General features: G+C 49.9%; 15 protein-coding genes. 13 read left to right on the forward strand and 2 right to left on the reverse strand.

The genetic code is table 11. From position 1 onward, the window contains the following. From kefG to slyD, 4 genes are read left to right on the forward strand one after another with little or no spacing between them, the layout of a single operon-like run. Positions 1-585: a glutathione-regulated potassium-efflux system ancillary protein KefG gene (gene kefG, locus BZG75_RS12530; RefSeq protein ID WP_077461571.1), complete on the forward strand. Its 585-nt coding sequence runs from the start codon at positions 1-3 to the stop codon at positions 583-585. After that, a complete protein-coding gene (gene kefB / locus BZG75_RS12535; protein WP_077461572.1) occupies positions 575-2,374 on the forward strand; it encodes a glutathione-regulated potassium-efflux system protein KefB in 1,800 nt (599 codons plus the stop codon). The genes kefG and kefB overlap by 11 nt, the downstream gene beginning before the upstream one ends. A 9-nt stretch (positions 2,375-2,383) precedes the next feature. Then, entirely contained in the window at positions 2,384-2,587 is a 204-nt protein-coding gene (locus BZG75_RS12540; protein WP_025744269.1) for a YheV family putative zinc ribbon protein, read from the forward strand. A gap of 50 nt (positions 2,588-2,637) precedes the next feature. Beyond that, a complete protein-coding gene (slyD, locus tag BZG75_RS12545) occupies positions 2,638-3,129 on the forward strand; it encodes a peptidylprolyl isomerase (protein WP_077461573.1) in 492 nt (163 codons plus the stop codon). A gap of 114 nt (positions 3,130-3,243) precedes the next feature. On the opposite strand, the gene BZG75_RS12550 is transcribed toward slyD, so the two are convergent. Together BZG75_RS12550 and BZG75_RS12555 are read right to left on the reverse strand one after the other, a co-directional pair. Then, on the reverse strand, positions 3,244-3,465 hold the full coding sequence (locus BZG75_RS12550) for a SlyX family protein (RefSeq protein WP_025744270.1): 222 nt from the start codon (positions 3,463-3,465) through the stop codon (positions 3,244-3,246). A gap of 12 nt (positions 3,466-3,477) precedes the next feature. Then, on the reverse strand, positions 3,478-4,464 hold the full coding sequence (locus BZG75_RS12555) for a WD40 repeat domain-containing protein (RefSeq protein ID WP_077461574.1): 987 nt from the start codon (positions 4,462-4,464) through the stop codon (positions 3,478-3,480). A 123-nt stretch (positions 4,465-4,587) separates the two neighbouring features. Here BZG75_RS12555 and fkpA point away from each other — a divergent pair, with 123 nt between their 5' ends. The 9 genes from fkpA to BZG75_RS12600 form a co-directional block, all read left to right on the forward strand. Next, positions 4,588-5,370, forward strand: a complete 783-nt coding sequence (gene fkpA, locus BZG75_RS12560) for an FKBP-type peptidyl-prolyl cis-trans isomerase (RefSeq protein WP_077577180.1) — start codon at positions 4,588-4,590, stop codon at positions 5,368-5,370. A gap of 162 nt (positions 5,371-5,532) precedes the next feature. Then, positions 5,533-6,222, forward strand: a complete 690-nt coding sequence (locus tag BZG75_RS12565; protein ID WP_199878896.1) for a helix-turn-helix transcriptional regulator — start codon at positions 5,533-5,535, stop codon at positions 6,220-6,222. Continuing rightward, positions 6,219-6,611, forward strand: a complete 393-nt coding sequence (gene tusD / locus BZG75_RS12570) for a sulfurtransferase complex subunit TusD (RefSeq protein ID WP_025744273.1) — start codon at positions 6,219-6,221, stop codon at positions 6,609-6,611. Before BZG75_RS12565 ends, tusD begins: the two co-directional genes overlap by 4 nt. 9 nt (positions 6,612-6,620) lie before the next feature. Further along, on the forward strand, positions 6,621-6,974 hold the full coding sequence (gene tusC, locus BZG75_RS12575; RefSeq protein ID WP_077577182.1) for a sulfurtransferase complex subunit TusC: 354 nt from the start codon (positions 6,621-6,623) through the stop codon (positions 6,972-6,974). A gap of 9 nt (positions 6,975-6,983) precedes the next feature. Beyond that, complete coding sequence (gene tusB / locus BZG75_RS12580) at positions 6,984-7,274, forward strand: sulfurtransferase complex subunit TusB (protein WP_077577183.1); 291 nt, start codon at positions 6,984-6,986, stop codon at positions 7,272-7,274. A 177-nt stretch (positions 7,275-7,451) separates the two neighbouring features. After that, positions 7,452-7,826, forward strand: coding sequence for a 30S ribosomal protein S12 (rpsL, locus tag BZG75_RS12585; protein WP_025673238.1), 375 nt, complete (start codon positions 7,452-7,454; stop codon positions 7,824-7,826). Positions 7,827-7,923: 97 nt separating this feature from the next. After that, complete coding sequence (gene rpsG / locus BZG75_RS12590; protein WP_025673237.1) at positions 7,924-8,394, forward strand: 30S ribosomal protein S7; 471 nt, start codon at positions 7,924-7,926, stop codon at positions 8,392-8,394. A gap of 75 nt (positions 8,395-8,469) precedes the next feature. After that, on the forward strand, positions 8,470-10,566 hold the full coding sequence (gene fusA / locus BZG75_RS12595) for an elongation factor G (protein WP_025744278.1): 2,097 nt from the start codon (positions 8,470-8,472) through the stop codon (positions 10,564-10,566). Positions 10,567-10,666: 100 nt separating this feature from the next. Then, positions 10,667-10,918: GTP-binding protein (locus tag BZG75_RS12600; protein ID WP_242413603.1), on the forward strand; the 252-nt coding region annotated here is incomplete at its 3' end.

Genomic DNA, 10,918 nt, shown 5'->3' on the forward strand with positions numbered 1-10,918 from the left:
ATGCCTCAAGATAAGAAGGACAACCCACGCCCTCCCAAGGTGCTTGTTATCGTGGCGCATCCTGATCCGGATGAATCGGTCGCCAATCGTCGATTACTCGAATCGATACGCCCGCTGGCGAATGTCACTGTGCATGATATTTACGCCGCTTATCCGGATTTTGTGGTGGATATCCATCACGAGCGTGCGTTGGTGACTGACGCCGATGTGTTGGTGTTTCAACATCCCTTACAGATGTACTCATGCCCGGCGTTATTGAAAGAGTGGATTGATGTGGTGCTCGGAAAAGGCTTTGCTCATGGGCAAGGGGGAGATGCGTTAGCGGGAAAAACATGTCGTTTTGTGGTCACTACAGGTGGAGCAGCAGAAGCGTTCAGTAAAATCGGCTACAACAAATATTCCATGGAGGAGTTATTGCAACCTTTTGAACTGACGGCGGCGTTATGCCGCATGCACTGGGTCTCACCTTTAGTTCTTCACTGGGCGCGCCGCGTCACCGATGCGGATCGCAATGCCTTTGCTGAACTCTATGCGGACTGGTTGGCTAACCCTTTAGCGAAGCAGGAGGCACATCGTGGATCATAGCTTTCTGCTCATCGCGTTTATCTTTTTATTGGCAGCCGTGATTGCGGTGCCTTTGGCGCAGCGTTTGGGGATGGGCTCGGTGCTTGGCTACTTGGTAGCAGGCATTGTGATTGGCCCTTGGGGGCTGGGTTTAATCGATGATGTCGACTCAACCCTGCATTTTGCCGAATTTGGTGTGGTGCTGCTGCTGTTTTTAATTGGCTTGGAGCTTAACCCTAAAAAGCTATTGAAAATGTGGCGCCCCATTATCGGCCTTGGTGGTAGCCAAGTGGTGCTGACCGGGGTCGTGATAGGGGTATTAAGTGTCTTCGCTGGGCTCACGTTGCCACAAGGCGTGGTGATCGGGGCGGGGCTGGCACTTTCTTCTACCGCGATTGCGATGAAAATCATCGAAGACCAACGCTTAATGCGCAGCGAAACCGGACAATCTGGATTTGCCGTTTTATTATTTCAAGATATCGCCGTGATCCCGATACTGGCTGTGATCCCAGCGTTGGCCGGTGGCAGTGCAGGTAGTTGGTTTGATGTCCTCTGGATGTTTTTAGGCATTGGCGCTCTCTTGGCCGGCGGTCACTTTTTCTTGCGCCCTATTTTTCGTCTGATTGCCATGAGTGGCGTCACCGAGTTGTTTACTGTCACCGCGCTTGCCTTGGTCATCGGGATTGCATTGGCCATGCAAAGCCTTGGTCTATCGATGGCGCTGGGGGCGTTTTTAGCCGGTGTGTTGTTGGCTGAGAGTGAATACCGCCATGAGCTTGAGACGGCAATTGAGCCCTTTAAAGGGTTATTACTCGGGCTGTTCTTTATAGCGGTTGGGATGACGGTCGACTTAGGGCTTTTACTGGAATATCCCTGGGCGATCATCGGTGCCGTGGCTGCGTTAGTCGGTGGTAAAGCCTGCTTACTGTATGGACTGGCACGAGCGTTTGGTGTCGCGCCCAAGGCGCGCAGTCAAATGGCGGTATTGCTCAGTCAGGGGGGCGAGTTTGCCTTTGTGATTTTCACTGCCGCGCGTAGCCAAGGGCTACTGGATAAAGAATTAAATGCCTTTTTGCTTGTGGTCGTGAGCTTGTCGATGATGACTACACCGTTAATTCTCTCGCTCCAGCAGCGTTGGTTTGCGCGTACTTTTAACGAGCCTGAATCCTTGCCTCCGCAAGCGCCATTTACTGAGACTGACTCGCGAGTCATCATTGCCGGATTTGGTCGGTTTGGTCAGGTCGTCGGTCGCTTGATGTTCGCCAATAAAATTGGGGTGACCATCCTGGAACGTGATCCGACTCAAATCAAGTTACTACGCCGCTATGGATACGAAGTGTATTATGGTGATGCTACGCAGCTCGATTTATTACGTGCCGCTGGTGCAAAGACGGCTGAAGCGATCGTGATTTGTACCGATTCGCCAGACGAAGTGATGGAGATTGTTGATCTTTGTGCTCATCACTTCCCTAATCTAAAAGTAATGGCGCGTGCGCGTAGTCGTGTCGAGGCGTATCAGTTGATGGCGCACGGTGTCGAGCAGTTTTCTCGGGAAACCTTTTTGGGCGCGCTGGATCTTGGGCGGCAAACGTTAGAGTCCCTAGGTATGCACCCGTACAAAGCGAAACGCGCAGAAATATTGTTCCGTAAACTCGACATGCGGGTGCTGGAAGATTTATTGCCTCAGCACAGTCAAGATGTCGCGACAGCATCACGAGTCAAAGAAGCGCGCAAAGAGCTGGAAGAAATTTTTGACCGAGAAATGCGCGGTGATAGTGAGCGGCATCAAAGTTGGAATCGAGACGAATAAGGTGTTGATGTGAAAAAACGTTTTATCGCAGGCGCTGCCTGTCCGTCGTGCCAACAACGCGATACATTGCGAGTGTGGCGTGAGAATAACATTGACAAAGTGGAATGTGTCAGCTGCGATTACCACGATAGTCGGTTACCGGAATCGGCACAACAGTCACACTCTGGCGCCGAGTCGGCAGAGAATGTCATTGGGATCTTTAAACCGGAGTAGGGGATCCGTTATCATCGGCAGTCCATTTACCTTCCGGTCTCGGAGCGAGCATGAAAATTGCAAAAGATGTGGTAGTCAGCCTGGCTTACCAAGTAAAAAATGAAGACGGTGCACTTGTTGATGAATCAACAGCACAAGAGCCTCTCCAATACCTACACGGTCATCGTAACCTGATCGTCGGACTTGAGAGCGCGCTGGAAGGCCGTGAAAAAGGCGAGAACTTTGAAGTGACGGTAGGCCCAGACGAAGCTTACGGTGACTACCAAGAAGCCATGGTACAACGTGTACCGGCTAACGTGTTCCAAGGCGTCGATCAAGTTGAAGTTGGTATGCGTTTTATGGCTGAAACCGACCAAGGCCAGATCCCAGTCGAAGTGACTGAGGTTGAAGGCGATGAAGTTGTTGTTGATGCCAACCACATGCTTGCAGGCCAAACCCTGTCCTTCTCAGTGGAAATCGTTGATGTGCGTGAAGCCACTGCAGACGAGCTTTCACACGGGCACATTCACCAAGACGGTGAAGAATGTGGCCACGACCACTAATCACGACGATAGATGAGTGGTAATGAGTCCCATCGAATAAAAGGCGCCGTTTGGCGCCTTTTTTTTATTTGGCCGTCGTGACCGCGCGCTAATCGTCACGCATACGGTGTGGTTTCAATAATGCGGGGGGGGTGTTTCTTCAGCTTGGCTAGCAATATTCTCTGGCTCAACATGTTGGAGCTTGCTGACAAGGTACTGGATTTGGACCGTCATGCGCTCAATATCACCTTGTTGTCGCGTCAATGCGGTATTGAGCTGGTCGATCGTGTCTTCTTGAAACGCCACTTTGTACTCAAGATCATCAATTTGCTGTTGTAACTTATCTATCTCGCTCATATTGCTCTCTCGTTATTGCGCGTCGGTTAACCAAGCTTGGGCAATCCCGGCCGAGGTACCTGAAATAACACGTCCAGTTGGATCAATCGCTACATCATACACCACTGCGCTGGGTGGGCGAGTATCCGGCTGGGCCAATGCTTGCCAACGACCTATATTTTCACCCGTTTTCACATCCCACAATTCGACCCGTTGTGACGGTGAGCCGGTGGCTAGCAAGGTACCATCATCGGAAAACCGGGCACTGACATAAATGGCTTGGCGGGCAAAGATATCCAACTCACTGACTTTCTCGCCACTGGGTAGGGCCCAAATCACAGCGCGGTTGCCACCGTCAGAGACAAATGCGTACTTCCCCTCACGATGCAAGGCGACTTGTTTCACTCGCCGGTCATAAGCAAAGTCATTGATGATCTGGCCAGACTGGGTATCCCAGAAGTAGGCATGATGGTCATTGCCACCTGAGAGCACATAGGCGCCGTTGGGAGAAATCGAGACTGCATTGATTTTATCGCGGTGGGCGAGGAACTCTAAGCGCCTTCCCGTGCCTAAGTCGATAAATAGTGCTTTTCCATTCGACAACGCTAGTACCAATTTTTCACCGTTATTACTGATCGCGGCATCGCGTATGATGCCTTCAGAAATAGACCATAGCCCTTGAGCTTGGCTCCAGGCCAGGTCCCAGACGGCAAAGTTTTGTGCTGTTGTGGTAATGGCATAGCGCTTATTATCGGAAATATGACTAACAACGACCGGATTGGCGTCCGGATCTTGCGCACCGAGTTCGGCCAGTTGCTGATTAGTGACCAGATCCCACAGGACAATATCCGTTTCCTCAGACGCGATCAGGGCAAAACGGCCGTCACGACTGAGGCTAAAACTGGTCGCCCCTTCCGGATGGATTGACCAGCGCTGGGCTTCTTTGCCAGACTGCCAACAACCGGTTAAGCTGTTAATAACTATAAAAATGCAAATAATGTGGCGGATTTTGGGCACCATGCTTGAGTTCCAGTGTTTGCAGCCATATAACCACGAGTATATTGATAGAATCAGGCTTTCGCATTGTTGATGCGTCAGTAACAACCATACGAGGATTTATCCTTGTCATCAACGGAGTACCCAATGAAATCAGTAATGAAGATGTCGCTACTCGCGGCAACCGTTGCCTTTGCCGTCGGCTGTCAGCAAGACGACGCTAAAGTAGAGCAAACCAATCAAGCTGCCGAACAAGCGGAAGCAGCGTTTGCCAACGATGACGACAAAGCAGCCTACGCGATCGGTGCGTCTTTAGCCCAATACCTCAACGCTAACTTAGAGCAACAGGCAGACATCGGCTTAGAGCTTGATAAAGAGGTGGTACTGCAAGGGGTGAAAGATGTCTTTCAAGGGGAATCAAAACTGACCGATGAGCAAGCGCAAGCGGCGCTGCAATCGCTTGATCAGCGCGTGACTAAACTGGCGCAACAGCAAGCCAAAGAGAAAGCAGAAGCCGCGATTTCGGAAGGTGAAAAATACCGTGCTGACTTTGCCCAGCAAGACGGCGTTAAAGAAACGGACTCTGGCTTACTTTACAAAGTGGATAGCATGGGTGAGGGCGATAAGCCAGCCGCAGAAGATACCGTGGTTGTTCACTACAAAGGCACCTTGACTGACGGTACCCAGTTCGATAGCTCCTACGATCGTGGTGAGCCAGCTACCTTCCCGCTTAACCGCGTGATTCCAGGCTGGACTGAAGGTGTGCAGCTAATGCCTGTTGGCTCTAAATTTACCTTTGTTGTGCCACCTGAGTTGGCTTACGGTGATCAAGATACCGCATCAATTCCTGCCAACTCAACCCTGGTGTTTGATGTTGAACTGCTTGAAATAAAAGACGATACCAAAAAAGACGCGGCGAGCGAAGGCTAAACGACAGCCCCGTCTGACTGTGTAATATCCGCCCCGGCATCGCCGGGGCTTTTTGCATTTTTAGGCTTAAATTCTGTTAAACTGTGCGCAGAGACATTTAGATTGACGGTCGAATAAGGATAGGCGTACGTGGTACCGACAGAAGGCTTTGGCGCGAACGTGATGACGGAAAATGAGCTCATTGAGCCTAATCCATTGAATCAACAAGACAGTGTTATTCTGCGGTCTTATGCGGCGGTAGTGGATGGGCTTGCGGCGCTGATCGGTGAACATTGTGAAATCGTGCTGCACGCATTAGACGATTTAAATAAATCAGCGATCAAGATCGCGAATGGTGAAAACACGGGTAGAAAAGTGGGATCGCCAATCACCGATCTTGCGCTGCGGATGTTGCGCGATATTGAAGGCTCAGAGCGTAATTTTTCACGGGCTTATTTTACCCGAGCGAAAAGTGGCACCTTGATGAAGTCGATCACGGTAGCGATTCGCAATGGCGACAATCGTATCATCGGGCTATTGTGTATCAACATCAATTTAGATGCGCCTTTTTCACAGGTACTACAAGCCTTCATTCCGGATGATCTCGCCAAACAAGCGGCCTCGTCGGTAAACTTTGCCAGTGACGTGGAAGAGCTGGTGGATCAAACCGTTGAACGGACAGTTGAAGAAGTCAATGCCGACAAAACGGTGTCTAATAACACTAAAAACCGTCAGATAGTCATGGCGCTCTATGACAAAGGGATTTTTGATATTAAAGATGCCATTCATCGTGTGGCATCTCGTCTCAACATCTCGAAACATACGGTCTATCTTTACGTTAGACAGCGCAAAACAGAAGAGATCGAATCATGAGTCTGCGTTATGTGTTAGTCGTGACCGAGCCAGCGTATGGATCACAGTTGGCACGCACCGCCTATCAGTTTGCCTGTGCAGCAATAAAGGCGGGGCACCAGGTGAGTAAAGTCTTCTTCTATCAAGAAGGTGTACTGAATGGCGCCGCAACCACAGTGCCTGCAAATGATGAATTTGATTTGGTGGAAGCGTGGCAGCGGTTGGCGCACGATCACGGTGTTGCGCTGGAAACTTGTGTGGCTGCGGCATTACGACGCGGGATTATCAGTGAGCAAGAAGCGACGCAGCATCAATTATCGACGGCGACCTTGGCGGAAGGGTTTTCTCAGGCAGGCTTAGGTGCATTGGCTGACGCTTTGTTAACCGCTGACCGAGTGATGCAATTTTAAGAGGGCTTCATGCAAATAGGGTTTGTATTTTCTACATCGCCCCACGGGTCGGCGAGCGGTCGAGAAGGGTTAGATGCGTTACTCGCCACCTCGGCGTTTTGCGACACCTTATCGGTTTTTTTTATTGGTGATGGGGTTCTACAACTTATAGCGGGTCAGCAACCGCAACAGATTCTGAGCCGCGATTACATTGCCAGCTTTAAAATGCTACCGCTGTGTGATGTCGAGGACATCTATGTGTGCCGCGCTTCATTGGCATCTCGTGGGCTGGAGCACGCTGAAACCGTCTTACCCACTCAAGGTCTGGCACTTGAACAAGTCAAAAAGCGGTTGTCAGAGTGCGACCGTATACTACATTTTTAAGGAGTCGACGTGTTGCATATCGTGAAATCGTCTCCCTATCGTGACCAAGCGCTAACGTTGTGCTTAAACTACATCGATCAGGACAGTGTGATTGTACTAATCAGTGATGCGGTACTGGCGGGAGTAGATAACAGCGAGTGGGCGACGCGCCTATTTACCGGGAATCATGTTGTTTATTTGCTCAGTGATGATGTTCACGCTCGAGGACTCGGCGATAAGCTTCATCCCAGCGCGGTGATGGTTGAGATGAACAAATTAGTGAGCTTGAGCGTCGAGCATGTCACGCAAATGACATGGTAATACCCTAGCCTGTATAGCGTGAAAACGTCCCCTGCGCGCTGCTTGAAAAACAAACAATGCAAAGATCTCTGTATAAATCTTGACACCCTATACCCCGACGCCTAAAATTTCGCGTCCCTGTTGTATTGGGGCTAGATTTTTCACACTTATACGTTAAGTAATATCAGGAGCTATTTAATGGCAACTATTAACCAGCTGGTCCGCAAACCACGCTTGAAGCAAGTTGCGAAAAGCAACGTGCCTGCGCTGGAAGCGTGTCCACAAAAACGTGGTGTATGTACTCGTGTTTACACTACTACTCCAAAGAAACCAAACTCCGCACTGCGTAAAGTATGCCGTGTACGTTTGACTAATGGCTTTGAAGTCACCTCATACATTGGTGGTGAAGGCCACAACCTGCAAGAGCACAGTGTTGTTCTGATCCGCGGCGGTCGTGTTAAAGACTTGCCGGGTGTGCGTTACCACACTGTTCGTGGCGCACTTGACTGTGCAGGCGTTAACGGCCGTAAACAAGGTCGTTCTAAGTACGGTGTGAAGCGTCCTAAGTCTTAATGGATTCCGTTAAGTAAGGCCAAACACTCAAACAATTGAATTTTGAAAAAACTGAAAAGTTTTGGATAAAACCTGAAGAAGACAACGGAGATAATCCATGCCACGTCGTCGCGTAATTGGTCAGCGTAAAATTCTTCCAGATCCTAAGTTCGGATCCGAATTGCTGGCAAAATTTGTAAACATCCTGATGGTTGACGGTAAGAAGTCAACTGCTGAAAAAATCGTTTATGGTGCTCTAGACATCATGGCTGAGCGTTCTGGTAAAGAGCACTTGGCTGTATTTGAACAAGCTCTTGAAAACGTACGCCCAGCGGTCGAGGTGAAATCTCGCCGTGTAGGTGGTTCAACTTACCAAGTGCCAGTAGAAGTACGTCCAGTGCGTCGTAATGCCCTGGCTATGCGTTGGTTGGTTGAAGCCGCTCGTAAGCGTGGTGAAAAATCTATGGCTCAGCGCCTAGCAAGCGAGATGCTAGACGCATCAGAAAACAAAGGTACTGCTGTTAAGAAACGTGAAGACGTTCACCGTATGGCAGACGCGAACAAAGCGTTCGCACATTACCGCTGGTAATGCCTTCATGGCGTGTTCCGTTCGGAGCACGCCAAACCCATTTTCTAAGGTTAACCTTAGCAAGAGGATACTATTGTGGCTCGTAAAACCCCTATCGAGCACTACCGTAACATCGGTATTTGTGCTCACGTAGACGCCGGTAAAACCACGACTACCGAGCGGATCCTGTTTTACACAGGTCTGTCACACAAAATCGGTGAAGTACACGACGGTGCCGCGACCATGGACTGGATGTCGCAAGAACAAGAGCGTGGTATCACTATTACCTCTGCGGCGACCACCACTTTCTGGGCCGGTTCTGATCAGCAGTTTAAACAGCACCGTGTAAACATCATCGACACCCCTGGACACGTTGACTTCACCATCGAAGTTGAGCGTTCTTTGCGTGTGCTTGATGGTGCTGTGGTTGTATTCTGTGGTTCATCAGGTGTTGAGCCTCAGTCTGAGACCGTATGGCGTCAGGCTGACAAGTACGAAGTACCGCGTATGGTATTCGTCAACAAGATGGACCGTGCGGGCGCTGACTTCCTGCGCGTTGTTGATCAAATAAAAAATCGCCTTGGTGCACACCCTGTGCCAATTCACTTGAACATTGGTGCAGAAGACCAGTTCAAGGGCGTTATCGACCTGATCAAAATGAAAGCGATCAACTGGAATGAAGAAGACATGGGTATGACGTATACCTATGAAGAAATTCCAGACGATCTGAAAGAGCAAGCAGAAGAGTGGCACAACTTCCTGGTTGAGTCTGCTGCTGAAGCGTCTGAAGAACTGATGGACAAATACCTTGAAGAAGGCGAATTGTCCGAAGAAGAAATCAAGAAAGCGCTACGTCAGCGCACCCTTGATAACGAGATTGTTCTAGCTACCTGTGGTTCGGCGTTTAAAAACAAAGGCGTTCAGGCGGTACTGGATGCGGTTATCGAATACTTGCCTTCACCGATCGACGTTAAAGCGATCAAAGGTGAAGACGAAGACGGTAACCCAATTGAGCGTCATGCAGACGATAAAGAACCGTTCTCTGCGTTGGCATTCAAAATTGCAACTGACCCATTCGTAGGTACGCTGACCTTTATGCGTGTTTACTCTGGTGTAGTGAACTCTGGTGACAGTGTATACAACTCAGTGAAGCAAAAGCGTGAGCGCTTGGGCCGTATCGTACAGATGCACTCTAACAAGCGTGAAGAGATCAAAGAAATCCGCGCCGGTGATATCGCTGCAGGTGTTGGTCTCAAAGACGTGACCACGGGTGATACGCTGTGTGCGATGGATTCAAAAGTTATCCTTGAGCGCATGGAGTTCCCAGATCCTGTTATCCAGATCGCGGTTGAGCCTAAGTCTAAAGCAGACCAAGAGAAAATGGGTATCGCGCTGGGTAAACTAGCGGCAGAAGATCCGTCTTTCCGCGTTGAGTCTGACGAAGAGTCTGGCCAGACCCTGATCTCGGGTATGGGTGAGCTTCACCTAGACATCATCGTTGACCGTATGCGTCGCGAGTTTAACGTTGAGTGTAACGTTGGTAAGCCTCAGGTTGCTTATCGCGAAACCATCCGTGGTAGCACCAAAGTTGAAGGTAAATTCGTGAAGCAGTCTGGTGGTCGTGGTCAATTCGGTCACGTATGGCTGAAGATCGAACCTTCAGAGCCAAACGAAGGCTTCGTCTTTGTTGACGAAATCGTCGGTGGTGTGGTTCCACGCGAATACATCGGTGCGGTATCAAAAGGTATCGAAGAGCAAATGAAAAACGGTGTACTCGCCGGTTATCCAGTGCTCGACGTTAAAGCGACCTTGTTCGATGGTTCTTACCACGATGTTGACTCCAACGAAATGGCGTTTAAGATCGCTGCATCAATGGCATTCAAGAAAGGTGCACACGACGCGCAACCTGTTATGCTTGAACCAATGATGAAGGTTGAAGTAACCACGCCAGAAGAGTGGATGGGTGACGTTGTCGGTGACTTGAACCGTCGTCGTGGCCTGATTGGCGGTATGGACGAAGGCCCAGCGGGTCTGAAGATCGTACGTGCCCAAGTGCCACTGTCTGAAATGTTCGGTTACGCTACAGACCTACGTAGTGCAACACAAGGCCGTGCGTCATACTCGATGGAATTCAGCGAGTATGGTGAAGTGCCGAAGAACATTGCTGATGCTCTAATTGCTGAGCGTAGCTAATTATTTTGGTCCTGATGCCGGTGCGATCACCGGCATCAAACACTGACTTCTGAGTTATTAGGCAAAGCCCCTTAACTCACAACTAGGAAGGAAGACGATCGTGTCTAAAGAAAAATTTGAACGTACGAAAACGCACGTTAACGTTGGTACTATCGGCCACGTTGACCATGGTAAAACTACGCTGACTGCAGCTATCTGTACTGTACTTGCAAAAGTATACGGCGGTGCTGCGCGTGATTTCGCGTCAATCGATAATGCGCCAGAAGAGCGTGATCGTGGTATCACCATCGCAACGTCTCACGTTGAGTACGATACGCCAAACCGTCRCTACGCACACGTTGACTGCCCAGGA

The organism is Salinivibrio sp. AR640 (genome assembly GCF_001995405.1).
Classification (GTDB): Bacteria; Pseudomonadota; Gammaproteobacteria; order Enterobacterales; family Vibrionaceae; genus Salinivibrio; species Salinivibrio costicola.